Annotated in this window: 18 protein-coding genes; 8 read left to right on the top strand and 10 right to left on the bottom strand. The window is 72.1% G+C overall.

Features of this window, described 5'->3' with window-relative positions; genetic code table 11:
• Positions 1-60: 60 nt before the first annotated feature.
• From KK097_RS18545 to KK097_RS02205, 3 genes are read right to left on the bottom strand one after another with little or no spacing between them, the layout of a single operon-like run.
• Positions 61-1,887: a glycosyltransferase family protein gene (locus KK097_RS18545; protein ID WP_214543562.1), complete on the bottom strand. Its 1,827-nt coding sequence runs from the start codon at positions 1,885-1,887 to the stop codon at positions 61-63.
• Between the two features lie 8 nt (positions 1,888-1,895).
• Entirely contained in the window at positions 1,896-2,759 is an 864-nt protein-coding gene (rfbA, locus tag KK097_RS02210) for a glucose-1-phosphate thymidylyltransferase RfbA (RefSeq protein WP_214528361.1), read from the bottom strand.
• A 14-nt stretch (positions 2,760-2,773) separates the two neighbouring features.
• A complete protein-coding gene (locus KK097_RS02205) occupies positions 2,774-3,382 on the bottom strand; it encodes a dTDP-4-dehydrorhamnose 3,5-epimerase family protein (protein ID WP_214528362.1) in 609 nt (202 codons plus the stop codon).
• Positions 3,383-3,480: 98 nt separating this feature from the next.
• On the opposite strand from KK097_RS02205, the gene KK097_RS02200 reads away from it, so the two are divergent.
• From KK097_RS02200 to KK097_RS02175, 6 genes are all read left to right on the top strand, one after another.
• Positions 3,481-4,422, top strand: coding sequence for a glycosyltransferase family 2 protein (locus KK097_RS02200; RefSeq protein ID WP_214528364.1), 942 nt, complete (start codon positions 3,481-3,483; stop codon positions 4,420-4,422).
• A complete protein-coding gene (locus KK097_RS18310; protein WP_214543561.1) occupies positions 4,412-5,971 on the top strand; it encodes a glycosyltransferase family protein in 1,560 nt (519 codons plus the stop codon). The genes KK097_RS02200 and KK097_RS18310 overlap by 11 nt, the downstream gene beginning before the upstream one ends.
• Entirely contained in the window at positions 5,968-7,524 is a 1,557-nt protein-coding gene (locus KK097_RS02190; RefSeq protein ID WP_214543560.1) for a glycosyltransferase family 39 protein, read from the top strand. Before KK097_RS18310 ends, KK097_RS02190 begins: the two co-directional genes overlap by 4 nt.
• The gene (gene rfbB, locus KK097_RS02185; protein ID WP_110892679.1) at positions 7,521-8,507 is read left to right on the top strand and encodes a dTDP-glucose 4,6-dehydratase; all 987 of its coding nucleotides are present in this window, start codon (positions 7,521-7,523) and stop codon (positions 8,505-8,507) included. The genes KK097_RS02190 and rfbB overlap by 4 nt, the downstream gene beginning before the upstream one ends.
• 11 nt (positions 8,508-8,518) lie before the next feature.
• Positions 8,519-9,370, top strand: a complete 852-nt coding sequence (gene rfbD / locus KK097_RS02180) for a dTDP-4-dehydrorhamnose reductase (protein ID WP_214528371.1) — start codon at positions 8,519-8,521, stop codon at positions 9,368-9,370.
• Positions 9,371-9,560: 190 nt separating this feature from the next.
• The gene (locus KK097_RS02175; protein WP_214543559.1) at positions 9,561-10,703 is read left to right on the top strand and encodes a glycosyltransferase family 4 protein; all 1,143 of its coding nucleotides are present in this window, start codon (positions 9,561-9,563) and stop codon (positions 10,701-10,703) included.
• A 13-nt stretch (positions 10,704-10,716) separates the two neighbouring features.
• Here KK097_RS02175 and KK097_RS02170 read toward each other — a convergent pair whose 3' ends face one another.
• From KK097_RS02170 to KK097_RS02145, 6 genes are all read right to left on the bottom strand, one after another.
• The gene (locus KK097_RS02170) at positions 10,717-11,472 is read right to left on the bottom strand and encodes a family 16 glycosylhydrolase (protein WP_250896355.1); all 756 of its coding nucleotides are present in this window, start codon (positions 11,470-11,472) and stop codon (positions 10,717-10,719) included.
• A gap of 249 nt (positions 11,473-11,721) precedes the next feature.
• Complete coding sequence (locus KK097_RS02165) at positions 11,722-11,994, bottom strand: hypothetical protein (RefSeq protein WP_214543557.1); 273 nt, start codon at positions 11,992-11,994, stop codon at positions 11,722-11,724.
• Positions 11,995-12,036: 42 nt separating this feature from the next.
• Positions 12,037-12,504: a 5-(carboxyamino)imidazole ribonucleotide mutase gene (purE, locus tag KK097_RS02160; RefSeq protein WP_214543601.1), complete on the bottom strand. Its 468-nt coding sequence runs from the start codon at positions 12,502-12,504 to the stop codon at positions 12,037-12,039.
• 54 nt (positions 12,505-12,558) lie between these two features.
• Entirely contained in the window at positions 12,559-13,656 is a 1,098-nt protein-coding gene (locus KK097_RS02155) for a glycosyltransferase family protein (protein ID WP_214543556.1), read from the bottom strand.
• A gap of 107 nt (positions 13,657-13,763) precedes the next feature.
• The gene (locus tag KK097_RS02150) at positions 13,764-15,419 is read right to left on the bottom strand and encodes a glycoside hydrolase family 6 protein (RefSeq protein WP_214543555.1); all 1,656 of its coding nucleotides are present in this window, start codon (positions 15,417-15,419) and stop codon (positions 13,764-13,766) included.
• A gap of 206 nt (positions 15,420-15,625) precedes the next feature.
• Positions 15,626-16,762: a 5-(carboxyamino)imidazole ribonucleotide synthase gene (locus tag KK097_RS02145; protein ID WP_214528380.1), complete on the bottom strand. Its 1,137-nt coding sequence runs from the start codon at positions 16,760-16,762 to the stop codon at positions 15,626-15,628.
• A 114-nt stretch (positions 16,763-16,876) separates the two neighbouring features.
• Here KK097_RS02145 and KK097_RS02140 point away from each other — a divergent pair, with 114 nt between their 5' ends.
• Positions 16,877-17,365: a GtrA family protein gene (locus KK097_RS02140; RefSeq protein ID WP_214528382.1), complete on the top strand. Its 489-nt coding sequence runs from the start codon at positions 16,877-16,879 to the stop codon at positions 17,363-17,365.
• 15 nt (positions 17,366-17,380) lie between these two features.
• A complete protein-coding gene (locus KK097_RS02135) occupies positions 17,381-18,937 on the top strand; it encodes a DUF2142 domain-containing protein (RefSeq protein ID WP_214543554.1) in 1,557 nt (518 codons plus the stop codon).
• 280 nt (positions 18,938-19,217) lie between these two features.
• Here the strand turns inward: KK097_RS02135 and KK097_RS02130 are convergent, their stop codons facing one another.
• Positions 19,218-20,249, bottom strand: a complete 1,032-nt coding sequence (locus KK097_RS02130) for a lysylphosphatidylglycerol synthase domain-containing protein (RefSeq protein WP_214543553.1) — start codon at positions 20,247-20,249, stop codon at positions 19,218-19,220.
• Between the last annotated feature and the right edge of the window lie 45 nt (positions 20,250-20,294).

Below are 20,294 nucleotides of genomic sequence, written 5' to 3'. Positions count from 1 at the left end.
TCTGCGGGTGTTCCAAGCGCGAACACCGGTGTCTTGCGGGGCCGGGCACCCCCGACGGTGTCAGGGGCGGCGGGGGTGCAGGCGCGTGCGCTCGGCACGGGCCGCGGCGAGCAGCACAGCGGCGCGGGCGTCGAAGGAGTGCTCGGCGGCGATGCGCTCGGCCACGGCGGCTCGATCGGCAGCAGTCGGCCAGGCGTGCGACGGGTCGAGCAGCGCGGCGAGGTCGTCACGGGAGCCCGCCACCGCCAGGGTCGGCACGTCGAGCAGGTCGGACAGCCCGGCCACCGGGTCGGTCACGACGACTCCCCCGGACGCCAGCACGTCGAACACCCGGTTCGACACGAACCCCCCGGCTGCCATGTCCGGCCAGTGGTCGTTGAGCACCACACGCGCCGAGGCGTAGGCCGTCGCGACCTCGGCCCGGCTGAGCGACGGTTCCCCGAGCGCTGCGTCGGGGACGATCCCCTGCCACCCCGGGCCGTGGACGCGCAGGTCGGCTCCGAGCGCCACGGCATCGGCGATCACCGGCCGTGCCGCGCCGCGCGTCGAGCCGACGAACGCCACCCGGTCGGCATCGGGGCTCGTCGCCGTGCGCGCGCCCGGGTGGAACACCGCGGGGTCGGTCGCCTGCAGCAGCGTGCGGACCGGCACCCCCGACCGTGCAGCGGCTGCCGCGGCCCAGGCCGGCCCGGCAGCGAAGGCCGCGTCGAACGACCGGAGCTCGGTGTCCGAGACGTCGTCGGGGTGGCTGATCACCCAGAGCAGGTTCACGGAGGCCGGGTTCGGCGGCACCCGGTCGAGGCCCCGGATCACCAGGGTGACGTCGTCGCCAGCGTCGTCGTCGCGCACGTGGGCGTCGCGCCGGTCGACCCGGACGCGCTGCCCCACCCGCTCGAGTGCCCCGGCGAGCTCGGCTGCGAAGTGCACGTCGCCCCAGCCGTCGCCCTCCGGCCCGGCGGGCGCCGCGATCTTGAGCGACCAGGTGAGGTGTTCGTGGCCGCCACCGGTCACGCGCGCGCTCGGGGACACCGGCCGGGCGCCCCACGGCGGCAACGGCGGGCCGGCGAGGACACCGTCGCCCTCGGGCTCGCGGTCGCGCCAGGCGGCGAACGCGTCGACCGTCGCGGCGTCGACCGTACGGCCGGCCTCGACCGCGCGGGTCGCCTCGCCGAGGACTCGCACCGGTCCGCCGTGGGCATCGGCGACCGCGCGGCTCCAAGCCGTCAGCGTCATGCGTTCGTCCGGGAGGCACGGTGCCGGCACCAGCGCCGCCCCCGGCACCGAGAGCACGGGTTGGTCCGCCGCGAAGACGGTGGCTTCGTCGGTCACGGTGCCGTCGCGGTCGTCCGACCACGGCAGGGCGCCGGGGCGCAGCAGCCGGGCACCGGAGCGGATCGTGCCGTCCGGCATCCGGACCCGGGCCTGGGCGACCGAGCCCGCCGCCGCGAGGGCGTGGAGCGCCGGCACCTCGACCGACACCGAGGTGTCGACCAGCACCAGCGTCCGGCCCACGCCGGCTGCGACCCCGGCGTTGATCGCCGAGCCGAGGCCGTCGACGGGTTCCGGTCGGGCCCAGGGCAGCCGACGGCCGAACGGGTCGATCGGCGAGGCGTCCGCGACGTAGCTCACGGCCCGGACGTCGACCCCACGGCCGAAGGCATCACGGGCGTCCGAAACGAGTCGGGCGACCTCGGCGTGCCGGTCTGACCGGGTCGTGACGAGCACCGTGACGTCATGGTCCAGCCGCGGCAGCGGGTCCGGGAACCCGGTCACGGGAACGACGGACGCCGCCGTCACGGACGCGGGACGGGCCTCCAGGCCGGGGTGGCCGGAGGCCGTCACGTCCGGACGGCGGCGTCGACCGAACCAACCGGGGGCGGGGGTCACGTGCGGAGCTAGACGCCGAGGAGTCGCTGCAGGTAGACGCCGTAGCCGCCCTTGACCAGCGGCGCGGCGAGCTCGGCGAGCTGCGCGTCGTCGATCCAGCCGTTCCGCCAGGCGATCTCCTCGATGCAGCCGATCTTGAAGCCCTGGCGGTCCTCGATCACCTTCACGTACTCGGACGCCTGCATCATCGACTCGAACGTGCCGGTGTCGAGCCAGGCGGTGCCGCGGTCGAGGACCTGGACGCCGAGTTCGCCGGCCTCGAGGTAGCGCTCGTTGACGGTCGAGATCTCGAGCTCCCCGCGGGCGCTCGGCTCGATGGTCTTGGCGATCTCGATGACCTTGTTGTCGTAGAAGTACAGACCGGGGACGGCGTAGTTCGACTTCGGCTCGGCCGGCTTCTCCTCGATGGAGACGGCTGTGAAGTCGTCGTCGAACTCCACGACGCCGTACGCCTTCGGGTCGGCCACGTGGTACGCGAAGATGGTCGCGCCCTGCACGTCGGTGTTCTTCCGGAGGTTCGTGCCGAGGCCGGTGCCGTGGAAGATGTTGTCGCCGAGGACGAGCGCGACACTGTCGTCGCCGATGAAGTCCTCGCCGATGACGAACGCCTGCGCGAGGCCGTCCGGCGACGGCTGCACGGCGTACTGGATCTCCATGCCGAGCGCCGAGCCGTCGCCGAGCAGTGCCCGGAACTGGTCGTTGTACTCCGGCGTCGTGATGACCAACACCTGTCGGACGCCCGCCATCATCAGGGTCGACAGGGGGTAGTAGACCATCGGCTTGTCGTAGATCGGCATGAGCTGCTTGCTGATGCCCTTGGTGATCGGCCAGAGGCGCGTGCCGGAACCGCCGGCGAGGATGATGCCCTTCATCGGTGTCCCGTCCCTTACTTCTTCGTCCGGAGCGACTCGGTGTACGCGACGCACTCCTCGTACGTCGGCAGCAGTCCCTGTGCCGCGGCTTCCTCGAGCGTGGGGGCGCTGGTGTCCTTCTCGGAGAGCACCAGCTCGCCGAGGCCCTCGGGCAGGTCGAGCCCGACCGTCGGGTCGAGGATGGTGATCCCCTTCTCGCGCTCGGGGTTGTAGTGCGCGCTGACCAGGTAGTTCACGGTCGACTGGTCCTCGAGCGCGACGATCGCGTGGCCGAGCCCCTCGGACAGGTAGACGGCCCTGCGGTCGACGTCGTCGATCCGGACGGAGTCCCACTGGCCGAACGTCGGCGACCCGACGCGGATGTCGACGATGTAGTCGATGAACGCCCCGCGCACGGCGGTGACGTACTTCGCCTGGCTCGGCGCGACGAGGGCGTAGTGGATGCCGCGGGCGACACCGGCCGCGGAGATCGACATGTTCACCTGGCGGAGGTCGAGCGGGTGACCGACGGTCTCCTCGAGCACGTCGGCGCGGTACGCCTCGAGGAATGCTCCTCGTGCGTCGCCGTGCTGGACGGGCGTGAACTCCCACGCGCCAGGGATCTTCAGTTCGCGGATCTGCACCGGGGAAGCCTAGCAAGCCGTGAGTTCGCATAGGCTGTCATGGTTCTGTGCCCCGCGCCCCTTGCGCTGCGACTCCCGAAACGAGACCAAGCGAGCCCGTGAAGCTATTCGTCCAGATCCCCTGCCTCAACGAGGAGAACACCCTCGCCAGCGTCATCGACTCCATCCCGCGGGAGATCGACGGCATCGACGAGATCGAGATCCTGGTGATCAACGACGGCAGCACCGACCGCACCGTCGAGGTCGCCAAGGAGCACGGCGTCAAGCACTTCGTGCACCACACCACGAACATGGGCCTCGCCCGCTCGTTCCGTGACGGCGTCGACTACGCGCTGCTGCACGGTGCGGACATCGTCGTGAACACCGACGGGGACAACCAGTACCCGCAGGCGCAGATCGCCGAGCTCGTCCAGCCGATCCTGCGCAAGGAAGCCGAGATCGTCATCGGCGACCGGCAGACGCGCACCATCGAGCACTTCTCCGGCTTCAAGAAGCTCATGCAGCGCTTCGGTTCGTGGGTCGCGAGCCGCGCGGCCGGGCTCGACCTGCCCGACGCTGCGAGCGGGTTCCGCGCGTACTCGAAGTACTCGCTGATCCGACTGAACATCGTGACGCGCTTCAGCTACTGCATGGAGACCATCGTGCAGGCCGGCTACAAGCGCCTGGCGATCGCGTCGGTGCCGATCACGACGAACCCGAAGACCCGTGAATCCCGGCTCTTCAACAACATCTTCCAGCACATGTTCGAGTCGGGCTCGGCGATCGCCCGCGTCTACCTGATGTACCGGCCGATGGCGCTGTTCCTCTGGGTCGCCGCGGTGCTCGGCGCGCTCGGGCTCTGGCCGCTCATCCGGTACCTGGTGCTCCTGGCGATGAACACCGGCGGCAACCACCTGCAGTCGATCATCCTCGGCGTCGTCCTGCTCATCACCGCACTCCTGTCGATCGTCATCGGCGTCGTGGCCGACCTCACCCGCCTCAACCGCACGCTGGCCGAGGAGCAGCTCGACCTGCAGAAACTGCAGCGGTATGGCGACTGACACGGCCCCGGCCGTGTCGCGCTCCGATGTCCGACCCGTGGTCGGTCGGCGCGAGCGCATCCTCGTGATCGCGATCACGGTCGCGTTCGCCGCCGTCCTCGCGGTCTGGGCAGTCGTCACGACGACGTACAAGGCCCCGGACGAACCGACCCACGTCGACGCCGTGCTGCACCTGGCGGTCGGTGACGGCTGGCCCGAGCCCGGCGCCATGCACTACCTGAACGCGGTGCACGACACGCAGATCAGCAACATGCGGCAGTCGACCGACGCGAACGCGACGTGGGGCGAGCTGCTCCGCGAGTTCCCTGGCGTGCACCCGACGAGCATCGACCAGATGTCGCAGCACCCCGCCACGTACTACGCGCTGGCCGCTGGCGTGCTGCACCTGGTGCACTTCGAGGACCTCCGCTGGGACCTCGCCGTCATGGCGCTCCGGCTCTTCGACGCCCTGCTGGTCCTGCCGCTGCCGTTCCTGGCGTGGGCGACGGTCCGTCGGCTCACCCGGTCGCCCCGGGCCGCCCTGGTCGGGGGTGCCGCGGTGTTCGCCCTCCCCGAGGTCGCCTCGATCGGCGCTTCGGTCACGAACGACGCGCTCATGTTGCCGCTGGCCGGGGCGCTCGTCTACTTCGTGGTGCGCCTGCTCACCGGTGACCTCCGGGTCCGCACGACGATCTGGATCGGTCTGCTGCTCGGGGCGATGCTGCTCGTCAAGGGCACCGCCCTGCCCGCGATCCCGTTCGTGGGCATCGCCGTGATGGCCGCGGGCTGCTCCCGCGCGACCGTCTGGCGGAACGCCCTCCGGACGCTGTGGACCCTCGGGATCGCCGCCGCGGTCGGCGGGTGGTGGTGGTTGCGGAACATCCTGGTGTACCACGACATCCAGCCAGACGGCATGGCCGGTGCCCGCCCACCGATGGCGTTCCCGGCCGGCACCGCCGCCAGCCCCGAGGTGTTCCTCCGCGACTACTGGAACGGCGTCACCCGCACCTTCTGGGGCAGCGTCGGCGGCCTCACCCAGTTCCAGCTCGCCCAGGTCCTGATCGACGGGCTGACCATCGCCTCGCTCGTCGGCATCGTCGTGTGGGGCTTCCGCCGCGGCCCGTCGCTCCGCCCGGCGGTCGTGCTCGCGTCGTTCCCGGTCATCCTCATCGCACTGCACCTGCAGAGCGGGTGGGGCGGGTACGTGCGGAGCACCATCGTCGCCGGCACCCAGGGGCGCTACTACTACCCCACCCTCATCGCGCTCATCGCCCTGAGCGCCCTCGCCTGGCGTCGCGTGACGGTGACCGCTGCCGGTGCCACCCGGCTCGCCGTCGGGATGTCGATCGCGGCGATGGCCATCGCGCTGTACGGGGTCGTCTACGCGCTGCGGGCCTTCGGGCGCGACGCCGCCTTCTGGGTTGACGAGTTCGCGGTCGGCCGGTTCGACCGCTACGGCATGGTGCCAGCGGGCACGAACTTCACCCTCGTCGCCGTCGCCGCGGTCGCGCTGACGGTCACCGCGGTGCTGCTCGTCCGCTTCATGCGCCGTCCGGAGGTGACCGCGTGAGCGCGCCACGACCGCTCGTCGCCCGCCACGAGTGGGTCCTGCTCGGCACGATGACCCTCGCCTGGCTCGCCTTCCTGCTCACGTTCGCGCTCGTCACGCCGGCCTTCGGCGCACCGGACGAGCCCGCGCACGTCGACGCCGCGTTCCGGCTGGCACTCGGGCTCGGCTGGCCGCACGGGGGCGAGATGCACTACCTCGCCGCCGTGCGCCAGATCGTCGAGCACCCGGTCCCGGCGGTCGACCGGCCCACGGTCGACGCGCTCATGGCCGCCGTGCCCGGCGACTCCCCCGCGATCGACCCGATGTCGCAGAACCCGCCGACCTACTGGCTGGTCGCCGCCGGCATCCTGCGGGTCATCCGCTTCGGCGCGCACGACTGGGCGACCTCGGTGCTGGTGCTCCGTGTGTTCGACCTCCTGCTCGTCACCGCGCTGCCGGTGCTGGTGTGGGCGACCGTCCGCCGGGTGACCCGCTCGCCCCGGACCGCGCTCGTCGCCCCGGTCCTGCTCTTCGCGGTGCCGCAGCTGGCGCAGGTCGCGTCCGGCGTCACCGTCTGGGCCCCGGTCATCCTCCTCGGTGCCGTGCTCGTCTGGCTGAGCACGCGCGTCCTCACCGGTGACCGCTCGTGGTGGACCACCGCGGGGCTCGCCGTCGCCGTGACCGGTCTGGCCGCCCTGAACGCGCTCGGGCTGCTGGCCGTCCCGTTCGTGGTCCTGGTGTTCGTCCTGTCCCCGGACCGGTCGTGGGGCCGGCGCGCGCTGCACGCGGGCGTGGTGGTCGTCGCCGCCGCCGCGGTGTCCGGCTGGTGGTGGGTCCGGACGCTGCTCGTCAGCGGGACGCTCCTGCCCGACGCCCTGCGCGCCGTCACCACCGTGCAGCCGTACCCGGCGGGCGGAGCGAACCCCGGGGCGTTCGCCGGGCGCCAGTGGGACGGCCTGACCGCGTCGTTCTTCGGCGCACTCGGAGCGAACCAGTGGCCGCTGCCGCCGGTGGTCCTCGACACCCTCGCGGTCGTGGGGCTGGCCGTCATCGGCTGGTCGTACGCCAGGCGCACCCCCGGCCGTCGTGTGACGACGATCCTGCTCGTCTGGCCGGCGGTCGTCCTCGTCGCCACGCTCGCCTACAACTGGCGGAACTACCTCGGCACGCACCAGGGCAACGGGCTGCAGGGCCGGTTCCTGTTCGTCGCGATCGTCGCGCTCGTGCTCGCCCAGGCCGTGGGCTGGCACGCGCTCGTGGTCCGTCCGGTGCTCCGCCGCCGCCTGGCCCGGCTGGCGGCCGTCGGCTCGCTCGCGATCGGTGCGTACGGCATCGGGCTGACGTACCGGGGCGCGTGGGAGAACACGCAGTTCCGGGTCACCCCGGGCGGGCTCTCGGCGATGGCCGGAGGCGCGGTCACGGGGCCGTACCCGATCGCGCTGGTCGTCGTCCTCTTCGCGGCGGCGGCCGTGGCGACGGTCGTCCTGGTGTGGCGCACCTCCGCCGACCCCACCAGCGGCCCGCTAGAATCGCCGCCGACCCACGAACCGACCGTCAGGAAAGAGAACTCGTGAAGATCCTCGTCACCGGAGGAGCCGGCTTCATCGGCTCGAACTTCGTCCGCCGCACGCTGGAGGACGCGTACCCCGGCCTCGAGGGCGCCGAGGTCGTCGTCTACGACGCACTGACCTACTCCGGCAACGAAGCGAACCTCGCCCCGGTCGCCGACTCCCCCCGCTACACCTTCGTGCACGGCGACATCCGCGACGCCGCGAAGCTCGACGAGGTCGTTCCGACCGTCGACGCGATCGTGCACTTCGCCGCCGAGTCCCACGTCGACCGCTCGGTCCGCGACTCCGGCATCTTCGTCGAGACCAACGTCGTGGGCACCCAGCGCCTGCTCGACGCCGCGCTCCGCCACGGCACCGAGCGCTTCGTGCACGTCTCCACCGACGAGGTCTACGGCTCCATCAGCGAGGGCTCGTGGGACGAGGAGCGCCCGCTCGAGCCGAACTCGCCGTACTCGGCGTCGAAGGCCGGCAGCGACCTGCTCGCCCGCAGCTACCACCGCACGCACGGACTGAACCTCTCGATCACGCGCTGCTCGAACAACTACGGGCCGTACCACTTCCCCGAGAAGGTCATCCCGCTGTTCGTCACGAACCTGATCGACGACCAGCACGTGCCGCTGTACGGCGAGGGCAACAACATCCGTGACTGGCTGCACGTCGACGACCACACCCGCGGCATCGCGATGGTCCTGACCCGCGGCCGCGCCGGCGAGATCTACAACATCGGCGGCGGCACCGAGCTGACCAACAAGGAGCTCACGCAGCTGCTCCTCGACGCCACCGGCAAGGACTGGTCGTACGTCGACCGCGTCGCCGACCGCCTCGGCCACGACCTGCGGTACTCGGTCGACATCTCGAAGATCCAGGCCGAGCTCGGCTACGAGCCGCTCGTGCCGTTCGAGCAGGGCCTGGCCGACGTCGTGCAGTGGTACCGCGACAACCGCGCCTGGTGGGAGCCGCTCAAGCAGCGTGCGGCCCTGAGCTGAACCGGCACACCGTGACCAGGTACCTCATCACCGGCGCCGCCGGAATGCTCGGCCAGGACCTCCAGGCCGCGCTGGCCGGCCGCGACGTCACCGCGCTGTCTCGGGCGGACCTCGACATCACCGACCCGGCGGCCGTGGACGCCGCCGTCGCCGGGCACGACGTCGTCATCAACTCGGCCGCGTACACGAAGGTCGACGACGCCGAGGACCACGAGGACGACGCGTACGCCGTCAACGCGACCGGGCCGAGGCTCCTGGCCGAGGCCGCGGTCCGCCACGGCGCGAAGCTCGTCACCGTCTCGACGGACTACGTCTTCGACGGCAACGGCACCGCGCCCTACGCCGAGGACGCCCCGACCGACCCGATCAACGCCTACGGCCGTACCAAGGCCGCAGGCGAGGCGTTCGTCCGCGCGATCGCTCCGGACACCTCGTACGTGGTCCGCACCGCGTGGATCTACGGCGCACACGGCCCGAACTTCGCCGCGACGATGCTCCGGCTCGCTGGGTCGCACGACACCGTCAGCGTCGTCACCGACCAGGTCGGCCAGCCGACGTGGACGGGTGACCTCGCAGCCCGGATCGTGGAACTCGTCGACGGGGACGCCCCCGCGGGCACCTACCACGGCACGAACGCCGGTCAGGGTTCCTGGTTCGACTTCACGCAGGCCATCTACCGCGAACTCGGCCTCGACCCGGAGCGCGTGCTGCCCACGGACAGCGCCGCGTTCGTCCGCCCGGCACCGCGCCCGGCGTACAGCGTGCTCGGGCACGACGGGTGGTCACGCGCCGGACTCGCGCCGATGCGCGACTGGCGCGACGCGCTGCACGCTGCGGTCGCGGCGGGTGCGTTGACCGCGTAGGCACGGCTCTCGACCTGGAGGCGCGGTTCGGGTTCCGCACGTCGCGGACCCGACCCGCGCCTCCTGTCCGACCACCGACCGCGCCCAGGGGGCGTCGGGATCACCCTGGTAGTGTCGGGCAGCCGAGCGCGGGGCCGGCCCCCGGCCCCACGCCCACGGGCCCACGAACCACGACGAGGAGCACAGCACCATGACCACCCTCCACGTCATCGTCGACCAGGTCGTCGCTCCCGTGCCGGGCGGCATCGGGCGCTACGCCGAGGAACTCGCGCGCCACCTGGTCGAGCACGCGCCGAGCGGCTGCGAGGTCGCCGGGGTGGTCTCCGCCGTCGGGTCCGACGAGATGGCCCACCTGCGGACGCTCCTGCCGGGACTGTCCGAGCTGCAGCGGCTCCCGCTGCCCCGCCGCGAGCTCTCGCTCGCCTGGCAGGGCGGGTTCGTGGGCGGCATCGCCAAGGGCATGGTGCACGCGCCGAGTGTGCTCGCACCGTTGGTCAAGCACGACCGCTTCCAAGACCCGGGTCGGCAGACCGTGGTGACCGTCCACGACGTCGTGCCCTGGACCAACCCCGAGACCCTCACGCCGCGCGGCGTCCACTTCCACAAGGCGATGGTGAAGCGCGCGTGGAAGCACGCCGACGCCGTCGTGGTGCCGACCCACGCCGTCGCGGGGGCGCTCAACGAGATCCACCGGTTCGACGACCGGCTCCGCGTGATCGGCGGCGCTCCGAGCGGACGCCTCCGTCTGCCGGTCGACGCCGACCTGCGCGCGGAACGGCTCGGGCTGCCCGACCGCTACGTGCTCGCCGTCGGCACACTCGAACCGCGCAAGGCACTGTCGTCCCTGATCCAGGCGATGGCCCACCCGGACGCACCGGCCGACGTCCCCCTGGTGATCTCCGGTCCGGACGGCTGGGGCGACGTCGACGTGTACGGCACGGCCGAGCGTGCGGGCCTGTCGCGTGAGCGGGTGAAGGTACTCGGTCGCATCGACGACGCGGACCTCGCGGTGGTCTACGACCGCGCGACGGTGTTCGTGTTCCCGAGCCTGGCCGAGGGGTTCGGCCTGCCCGTGATCGAGGCGATGAGCTTCGGCACTCCGGTGATCCACTCCGACGACCCAGCCGTGGCAGAGGTCGCGTCGGACGCCGGCGTCACGGTCGCGCGGTCACCGCGAGAGTCCTACCCCGCGCGCCTCGCCCAGGCGGTGTACCAGGTCGTGAACGACCCGCACCTGGCCAGCCAGCTCGCCGTTGCGGGGCCGGACCGCGCACGCATGTACGACTGGTCCGACTCCGCCGCGGAGACCTGGCAGCTGCACGCCGACCTCTGACGGTCGGACCGGGTCAGCCCTTGTACGTGTAGGTGCTGACCCAGTCGATGTACAGGTGCCCCGAGTCGCCCCAGTCGCCCACCTGGAACATGTAGCGGTGCGCGGTCTTCGGCACGTCGTAGGTGATCGTCTTGATCACCTTGCCGTCGAGGCGGTAGCGCACGGACTTCCCGGGGATCCACTCGATCGAGTACGTGTGCCACGAACGCCACGAGACGCCGGTGCTCAGGCTCGTCGCGTTGGCCTCCTGACCGGCGATCATCGAGTGGTGGTGCAGCATCGGCTGCTGGTCGAAGTTGGCCTCGGGGTAGTCGATCTCCCCGTCTGCCCAGCGATCGGACGACGGCCAGAGCATGAAGGCCGCGCCGTTGCCGGCACCGCCCGTCGCCTTGGCGCGGACGATGAACTTGCCGCCCTTGTGGCCCCAGGCTCCGGTCGGCGTGCCGAAGGTGCCGGCGGCGCCGTGCTTGCCGTCGAGCTTGACGTCCATGTACCCGTTGTGCGAGCTGATCTGCGAACCCGAGTAGTACATGCCGCCGGTCCCGTCCGGGTACGGCTGCCAGGACTTGGCGTACTTCTTGGCGAAGGCGCCCTTGGCGCTGGCCGCGGTGCTGAACTGCTCGCGGAAGGTCTGCTTGAAGTTCCCGACGTCGCCGAGCGGTGCCGAGCTCGCGGTGGCTGCGGTCCCCTGACCGAGCGGACCGGCGACGAGTGCTGCTCCGAGGAGCACGACGGCGAGTGCTGCCCTCCTGGTGGTGCGTTTCTGCATGAGGTCTGTCACTCCCTGACGTGACTGTTCGCACCCGTTCGGTGTGGGTGCCGGGCGACCGTCTCTCGGCTGCCCGGCGTTCACGGTAGTTGCTGTCCACAATCTGCGCCCGGGGGTTGACACAACTCCGCACCCCCAGTACACGGGTATTGCACAAGGGCCCAACCGCTGGGAGAAGTCCTGGTCAGTCGGCGTGGCGTGCGGGCGGAGGCATCCGGGGCGGGTGTCCGCAGACGCTGTCTCGCGGGGTCAGGCCCGCGCGCGACGACGTCGCACGACCAGTGCGAGCACGACGGCGGCCACCGCCGCGACGACGGTGACGACCGCGGCGACCGCGGCGACGTGCACCGACGCGAGCATCGACTCGTACTGCGACTTCGTCGACACGAAGCCCATCTCAGCAGGGCCGAACCAGCCGGACACCGGGTTCATCGGGCCGGCTGCGACCAGCGCGAACCCGCAGACCACCGCAGCGACCATGGCGATCACCGAGAGGACGAGGACGGGGACGGCACGGCGCATCCCGCTACCGTAGCGCGGCCAGGGACACCGCCGGGACGACCGCTAGAGCGAGTCCCGTAGGCGTGCCGCCTTCTCCTCGACCAGGCGCTCGAGGCCGTCGGCGTACTCCGTCAGCCGAGCGGCGACGGCCGGTTCCGAGGAGCCGATGATCCGTGCGGCCAGCAGGCCGGCGTTCGCCGCACCGTTGATGGCCATCGTCGCCACCGGGATCCCCGCGGGCATCTGCACGATCGAGAGCAGGGAGTCGAGGCCGTCGAGTCGCGCGAGTTGCACCGGCACGCCGATCACCGGGAGCGTCGTCATCGATGCGACCATGCCCGGCAGGTGTGCCGCCCCACCGGCGCCGGCGATGACGACACGGATGCCACGCTCGGCAGCGCCGCGGGCGAAGCGGGTCATCTTGTCGGGGGTGCGGTGTGCCGACACGACGTCCGCCTCGAACGGGATGCCGAGTTCGGTGAGGATCTCCGCCGCTGCCCGCATCGTCGGCCAGTCGGAGTCCGACCCCATGACGATCGAGACGAGCGGCTGTGCGGGTGCGGCGGTGTCGGTCACGCGACGAGCCTAGCCGAGCAGCACCCGCCGCCAGGTGTCGCCGTCGTGGCCGATCGTGCGCTCGCCCGAGACCCACCGTGCGGCGCGTTCATCCGGCCCGCCACGCTCGACGGCGGCCCGGACGGCATCCCGCCACGCGTCGACGGCGTCCGGCACGGCGACCGCTCCGTGCGACCGTGCGACCGCGTACGAGGGGCGGTCGGACACCACGGCAGGCAGTCCGAGCGCCGTGTACTCCAGGAACTTCAGGTCGCTCTTCGCGCGGTTGAACTCCTCGTCGCGGAGCGGCGCGACCCCTGCACTCCAGCGCCCCCGGTGTGCCACGAGCCAGCGGGAGAACGCCGGGTAGTGCCCGTCCGGGACCTCGACGCGGCGGAACCAGTCGGCGCCGCCCTCCTCGGTCACGCCGATGACCTCGAGCCGGATCGGGGTGCCGTCGGCGGTGGCGAGGTCGGCGAAGACGTCACGCAGGAGCTCGAGGTCCGCGGCGTGGGTGAGCGTGCCCATGTACAGCACCCGGTGCTCCCCCTCGGGCCGCTCGTCGTCGTCAGCGGTCGGACCGGCGGTCCAGATCTCCGGATCGAGGGCGTTCGGCACGACGACGACGTCCCGCGCCACCGGACGGACCACGTCGGCGAGTTCGGGCGTGCTCACGACGACGGTGTCGGCGCCGCGCACCAGGGCGTCGATGGAGGCGAGGCGGTCCGGGTCGTACTCGGCACGGGCCAGGCGTGCGCGCCCGGACGCGGTGAAGAAGTCGTCGTCGACCTCGGCCACGACACGGATGCCGCGGGCTGCGGCGGCCGACAGGAAGGGCTGCACGCTGTTCCGGGGCAGGATGTCCCGCTGCACCAGGAGCGCGGCGTACGGGGTCGTGTCGGTCCCGTCGACGAACACGGCCGGGTCGACCTGGCGTACCTCGGCGGTGCCGCTCGCGGCGAGGTGCTCGGCGCGCCGGACGACGCGGACGTGGGCCGAGGCCGGGTGGGCTCCCCCGCCACCTGCGACGACGTACCCGAGGACGGGCAGGGGCACCGGCTGCGGAGGGGTCGACGCGACGGCACGGCGCAGACGTCGGGCGGCCCGGCGGACGAGATCACGCGGCATGCGCCCATCCTCTCGCACCCCGCACGGTGCGAGGTTCCGTGCTTGGTGCGAGCCCGAGGACCTCGCACGGAACACGGAACCTCGCACCGGACGACGACCACCGCGCCTCAGCGCACCGTCACCGTCCGGCACGGGGACGCCCTGCGGTCCACGCCGATCCCGGTGTTGTGGGCGATCGCGCAGACCGTGTGCTTGCCGGCAGTCACCCGGACACTGCCCGCGAAGCCGTGCGAACCGCCGGATCCCCAGGTCTCGTCGACGTCGGGACGCTCCCGCCCGGCGTCCAGCGAGGTCACCCGCTTGCCGTCGACGGTGATCGCCACCCGGGTCGCCGACGACACCGCGTCGCCGTCGAACGCCCAGCCGCGCACGCTGACGCCGCGGGACGTGGCCGTCACCGAGTCGAGCCCGGCGTAGGGGTCGTGCCGGTAGGCGCGGACGGTCGAGCAGCCGAGTGCGGCGTCGGAGCCCGCGCCGATGTTCACCGCGGTGACGCAGACACGGCGAGCGCCGGCCGCCGCGGGCACCACGACGTCGAACCCGTGGGTGGCGCCGACGCCCGAGCGTGCGTCGACGTCGGGGCGGTCGAGTCCGGCGGTGGTGACCCCGGCGGACGCACCGTCGACGGTCGCCCGGACCCGCACGGGCTGCGTGGGGTCGTCCTCGTCGTAGGCCCAGCCGGACACGCGGACGCCGCCACCGGCACCGGCGACGACCTCGAGCGAGCCACGGGGTCGCAGGTCGGCGGTCGGAGCACCCAGGCGGGCGTTGGCGACGAGGGCCTGGGCGTACGTCGAGAACCACTTGCCGGCGGCCGGGGCGCCGTTGCAGGTGCCGTCGCTCGCGCCGGGGGTCTTCACCCACAGCAGGGCGTCGAGCGCGGTGCCGTCGGACACCACTCGGGGCGAGGTGCCCAGCCCGGCGCCGGGGCCGTTGCACCAGGTGCCGCGCCAACCCTGCCCGTTGCGCGAGGTGTCGATCACGTAGTGGGAACCCCCGGTCGCGGCGGACACCTTCTGCGCGTACGCCTGCTCCTGGGCGGTCGGGTAGTAGTTCGCGACGTTGGTGAAGAAGCCGCGGGCCTGCTGCACGCCGGCGCTGTTCAGCCGCGCGGCCATGGTCGCCGGCTGCACCCAGTTCGAGTTGCCGGCGTCCAGGTAGGCGGGGATCCCCGCGGCGGTCAGCCCGGCGACGGTGCGGGAGAGGATCCGGTAGCGCTGCTCGTCGAGCGTGGTGCTGCACTTGGCATTGCTGAGCATCGCGAGTGAGTCCGGTTCGACGACGACGGCCGCGCGGTGGCCCGCGAGCGCCGCGGTGACCTGGTCGACCCAGGCGTCGTAGGACCGCTCGTCGAACCCGCCGGCGGAGTACCCGCCACAGTCACGGTCGGGAATCGCGTAGAGCACGAAGACAGGGGTGGTGCCGGACTGCTCGGCGCCGGTCAGGGCGGTGCTGATGGTCTTGGTCAGCTGGGTGCCCTGGCTCCAGTCACCGAGCCAGGTCGCGACCGGGTAGCCGGCGATGGTCTTCGCCGCGGCAGCACCGGCGGGGTCGGTGGCGGCGAGGGCCGCCTGGGCCTTCGCGGCCTCGCTCGTGGGCGACCGGTACGGTCCGGCGCCGTAGAGCGACGCGGACGTGGCCGAGCGGATGGTGGACGCCGAGGTCGCGGCGGACGCGGTCGCGGTCGGCAGCAGGCCGGCGACGGCTGCGACGAGGGCGACGGCGGCACCGCAGACGGCGGTACGGCGCGGACGGCGGCGCATGGAGACTCCCCTGGACGACGGACACGGACTGTTCCAGGGGAACACGCGCCGCCCGCCCCCACCAGCCTCCCGAGCGGGTGCCACCCGAGGGGGTGTCCGCAGAGCGGCCGACAAGCGCGTCCCGCACCCCGGACGCAACGGGAGGCCCGTGGCGGCGTCGCCACGGGCCTCCCGTTGCGTCATCCGGTCGCGTCGGGAACGCGACCTCAGTCGTCGAAGTGCGCCGCGGCCGCGCGCGCCCGGTAGACGACGTCGTCGACGTCGTCGCCGAGCACCGTGACGTGCCCGATCTTCCGACCGGGCCGGGGAGCCTTGCCGTAGAAGTGGTACTTCGCCTCGGGGAAGGCCTCGAGCGCTGCGGGGTACCGGGCGGCGAGGTCGCCGTCGGCGGGCCCACCGAGCACGTTGACCATGACGGACGCCGGGGCGAACGAGCCGGTGGCCCCGAGTGGCAGGTCGAGGACGGCACGCAGGTGCTGCTCGAACTGGCTCGTGGTGGCGCCGTCGATGGTCCAGTGCCCGGTGTTGTGCGGACGCATCGCGAGCTCGTTGATGAGGATGCGTTCGTCGTCGGTCTGGAACAGCTCGACCGCGAGGACCCCGGTGACCCCGAGCTCCTCGGCGATGCGCACCGCGATCGACTCGGTCAGGTCGGCGATCCGGCCGGCACTGTCCGGGGCCGGGGCGATGACCTCGGCGCAGACCCCGTCGCGCTGCACGGTCTCGACGAGCGGCCAGGCGACGACCTGCCCGGAGGGACGGCGTGCCACGGACTGCGCGAGCTCGCGGGTGAAGGGAACGAGTTCCTCGACCAGCAGGGCCTGGTCGCCGCCGGCCTCGGCCACCGCGATGAACCAGTCGTCCACGTCGGCGGCGTCGGAGACGACCCGCACGCCCTTGCCGTCGTAGCCGCCCCTGGGCGTCTTGACGACGGCTCGGCCGCCGTGGTCGGCGAGGAACGCGCGGAGCTCGTCCGGGCCGTGCACGGCGGCCCAGTCCGGGACCGGCAGGCCGAGTTCGCTGAGTCGGCGGCGCATGGTGATCTTGTCCTGCGCGACGGCGAGTGCGTCCGGTCCGGGGTGGACCGCCACCCCCGCGTCGACCAGCCTGCGCAGAACGTCCTGCGGCACGTGCTCGTGGTCGAAGGTCACGACGTCGACCTGCCGGGCGAACTCGAGCACCGTGTCGGCGTCGTGGTAGTCGCCCTCTGCGGTGGCGGCGATGGCGGCGGACATACCGGGCCCCTCGGCGAGCACCCGGATGTCGACCCCCAGTTCGACCGCGGCCGGCACCATCATCCGTGCCAGCTGTCCCCCACCGATGACCCCGACGCGCAACGCCATGCTGTGTGATCCTTCCGGCGTTCCCACCGTGCGGTGTGAACGCGTTGTCTACAATCGCTGTTCGGGTCGTTGCACTGCACGACCGGTCACAACTCTACGGATCCTGGAGGGCTCGTGCGGCGCCTCATCGCCCAGCTGGCACGCTTCGGTGTCGTCGGTGCCGTCGGCTTCGTCGTGGACACCACGGTGTTCAACGTGCTGCGCATCACGGTCCTCAACCCGGAGGACGTCCACTCGGGGCCGTTCTGGGCGAAGGTGATCTCGACCGTCGTGGCGATCTTCGTCAACTGGATGGGCAACCGGTACTGGACCTTCCGTGAGCAGCGTCGAGCCGTGGCCACGCGCGAGGGCATCGAGTTCGTCGTCGTCTCGCTCGGCGGCATGGTCATCGCGCTCGCCTGCCTCGGGGTGTCGCACTACGTGATGGGGCTGACCTCGGTGCTCGCCGACAACGTCGCGAACGTCATCGGCCTCGCGCTCGGCACGGTCTTCCGGTTCTGGCTCTACAAGGTGTGGGTGTACCACCCCGAGCGGACCGCAGCCGGACCGCTCGCCGACGCCGACGCCGCGGAACCCGAACCGCGGGTCCCCCACGACGCCTGACCTAGGATCGGTGGGGTGACGGCCGAGACGACCACCACCCCCGCTCCACCCCGCACCGCACGCTGGGAACGCGTCGCGATCGCGGTGATCACGGCGACCTTCGGGCTCTGGCTGGTGGCGTGGGCCCTGATCGTGCCCGTCTTCGAGGCGCCCGACGAGACCGCGCACATCGACGCCTCGGTGCACCTGGCCCTCGGCGACGCGTGGGCGGCCCCCGGTGAGCTGTACGTCACCAACGCCGTGCAGGCCGCGAAGGTCGAGCAGGCGACGAAGCCGTCCGACGAGTGGTCGACGGTGAGCGAGCTGCTGCAGAACGCCCCGGGGCCGTCGGCGACGGTCAACCAGATGACCCAGCACCCGCCGACCGCCTACCTGGCCGGTGCCGCGGTGCTCCGGGCCGTCGACTTCGGTGAGCTCCGCTGGGACCACGCGTTCGTCGCCCTCCGCCTGGCCGACGTCCTGGCCGTGACCGCGCTGCCGTTGCTCGCCTGGGCGTCGGTGCGCCGCGTGACCCGTTCGCCCCGCGCGGCCCTGATCGGTGCCCTCGCCGTGTTCGCGACCCCCGAGCTCGCGTCCATCGGTTCGTCGTTCTCGAACGACGCCCCGGTGCTGCTCGTCGCGGGGATCGTCGTGTGGCTCGCGACCCGCCTGCTCACCGGCGACACCCGCTGGCGCACCACGATCGCACTGGCGGTGGTCCTCGGCGCCCTGGTCTGGATCAAGGGCACGGGGTTGCCCGCGGTGCCGTTCGTCGCGGTGGTCGTGCTGTTCGCCGGGGCCGGGGTGCTGTCCCTGCGGCAGCGGATCCTCCGCACGGTCGTCGCGATGGCGGTCTCCGGCGGCATCGGGGCCTGGTGGTGGCTGCACAACCTCGTGTCGTACGGCCGCGTCCAGCCGAACGGCTACACGGCGATGCGTCCTCCGAAGGACTTCCCACCGGGCGAGAGCCCCACGCTCGGACACTTCCTCGACGTCAGCTGGGGCACCCTGACGCGCACGTTCTGGGGCAGCTTCGGGGGCCGCGCCCAAGTGACGATCGGTGACCTGCTCACCGCCGTCCTGACCCTGGTCGCCCTCGTGGTCCTCGTCGGCTGGGCGTTCCGCCGAGGCCCTGATCTGCGGGTGGCGCTGTGCCTCGCGGTGTTCCCGGCGCTCCTGATCGGCATCCAGAACCGCACGAGCGCGCACTCGTACCTGACCACGACCGAGGTCGCCGCCACCCAGGGCCGCTACTACTTCCCTGCGATCGTCTGTCTCATCGTGCTGAGCGCGCTCGCCTGGCGACGGCTGGTGCCGGCCGGAACGACCCGGACACGGGCGGCGATCGCGCTGGCGGTCGTGCTGCCCGCCGTCGGGGTGTACGGCTTCGCGGTGGCGTCGGCCTGGTTCTGGAACGCGGCGGTGTTCCCGGTGACGGGCCGCGGGCTGCTGCGGTACTCCGAGATCGGGCCGGTGTCGCCCGCGGTGCTCGTGGTCGTCGTGCTCCTGGTCGCGGTGGGGCTCGTCGCATCGGTCGTGCAGGTCGCCCGGGCCGACCGCCGCGCGCGCCCGGTGACGGTGCCCGCCGCCTGACCCGCCCGGCCGCCGGCCGCCGGGTGCGCAGGACATGCCGCCGGCGCGACGCCGGGGGTGCACGAACCGCCGCCGGGCGCGGCCACAGGCGACATGTCGTGCCCCCTCGGCGGACGCGCACGGCGTGGGGTGGACGCCCCACGAGACGGACGGGAGGCCCCGTGCCAGCCGGCACCGGGCCTCCCGTCCGCCGTCACGCACGCCCCGTGCCCCACCCGGTGAGCAGAAGACGTCGGGTCCCGGTGTGGGACCCGACGTCTTCTGCTCAGTCGCTGTCGCGTCAGGCGGCGGGGGCGCCGCCCTCGACCGCCGACGGGTCGTCGCTCGGGCGGTTGCGCCGGAACCACGTGGGGGCAGCGGCGCAGAGCAGGAAGAGGCCGTCGACGGCCAGGCTCCAGATGCGGGTGACCACGACCACCACGAGGGCGACCGGCACCGGCATCACGAGTGCCAGCAGGAGGGCCTGCACGCCCTCGCGGACGCCGAGCCCGCCGGGGGCGAAGACCGCCAGCATGCTGATCGCCGAGGCCATGCTCGCGGCACCGATCACGAACGCGGCGTCGGAGAGCTTCAGCGAGGGGTACACCGCCAGCGTGATGAAGTAGTAGGCCGTTCCGGAGAGCACCGCGCCGGCGACGTACAGGCCGGCACCGCCGATGACCGTGCCGAGGTTCGGGCGGACGTCGGCCTCGAGCGGCTTGCGACGCAGGATCTTCAGCGCGATCCCGATCAGGAACACGAACACGCGCGGGATCAGGCAGACGACGCAGCCCACGAACGCCGCGATCATCAGGACGATCAGCCACGGGTCGAGGTCGTGCGTGCGCGGGTCGATGAGCAACAGCACGAGGGCCAGGGCCAGGGTCGCGGCGATCTGCAGGGCACCCTCGAGCAGCCCGCTCACGCCGAGCCGAGCCTTGGAGACGCCGTGCTTCGAGGCGAAGTAGACCTTGCCGATGATCCAGGTCGCGGCACCCGGGATGTAGCGGCCCATCCAGGACTTCGCGTACACGTAGGTCAGGGTGACCCCGCTGCCCTTCAGCCCGGTGGCTCCGAGACGCCGCAGCAGGTAGAACCAGATGCCGACGCCCCAGTAGCGGAACCCGAGGCTGATCACCGTCGCGACGACCACCCAGGACCACTGCCAGTCGAGCCCGGCGAGCTGTCCCCAGTCGACGCCGCGCAGGTACAGCACGAGGAACACCGCGAGCAGGACGTAGAAGACGATGGGGATCGCCTTGCCGAGGAACCGCCGCCGCTTCGACGGACGCTTCCCCTCGGGCGCGGGGGTGTCGCTGGTGCTTGCGGACAAACGGGTCTCCTGCTCAGGTCACGGGCTCAGGTCATGCTAGACGGT

It is taken from the genome of Curtobacterium flaccumfaciens (assembly GCF_018598405.1).
GTDB lineage: Bacteria > Actinomycetota > Actinomycetes > Actinomycetales > Microbacteriaceae > Curtobacterium > Curtobacterium aurantiacum.
Note: the sequence above shows the minus strand (reverse complement) of the source record. Positions and strands in the feature narration are given on the sequence as shown.

Excerpts from the sequence above, each read along its gene's own strand:
- KK097_RS02165 (WP_214543557.1), bottom strand. The coding sequence starts at position 11,994 with ATGCGCCGTGCCGTCCCCGTCCTCGTCCTCTCGGTGATCGCCATGGTC.
- KK097_RS02155 (WP_214543556.1), bottom strand. The coding sequence starts at position 13,656 with ATGCCGCGTGATCTCGTCCGCCGGGCCGCCCGACGTCTGCGCCGTGCC.
- KK097_RS02150 (WP_214543555.1), bottom strand. The coding sequence starts at position 15,419 with ATGCGCCGCCGTCCGCGCCGTACCGCCGTCTGCGGTGCCGCCGTCGCC.
- KK097_RS02145 (WP_214528380.1), bottom strand. The coding sequence starts at position 16,762 with ATGGCGTTGCGCGTCGGGGTCATCGGTGGGGGACAGCTGGCACGGATG.
- purE (WP_214543601.1), bottom strand. The coding sequence starts at position 12,504 with ATGGGGTCGGACTCCGACTGGCCGACGATGCGGGCAGCGGCGGAGATC.
- rfbA (WP_214528361.1), bottom strand. The coding sequence starts at position 2,759 with ATGAAGGGCATCATCCTCGCCGGCGGTTCCGGCACGCGCCTCTGGCCG.
- KK097_RS18310 (WP_214543561.1), top strand. The coding sequence starts at position 4,412 with ATGGCGACTGACACGGCCCCGGCCGTGTCGCGCTCCGATGTCCGACCC.
- KK097_RS02170 (WP_250896355.1), bottom strand. The coding sequence starts at position 11,472 with ATGCAGAAACGCACCACCAGGAGGGCAGCACTCGCCGTCGTGCTCCTC.
- KK097_RS02175 (WP_214543559.1), top strand. The coding sequence starts at position 9,561 with ATGACCACCCTCCACGTCATCGTCGACCAGGTCGTCGCTCCCGTGCCG.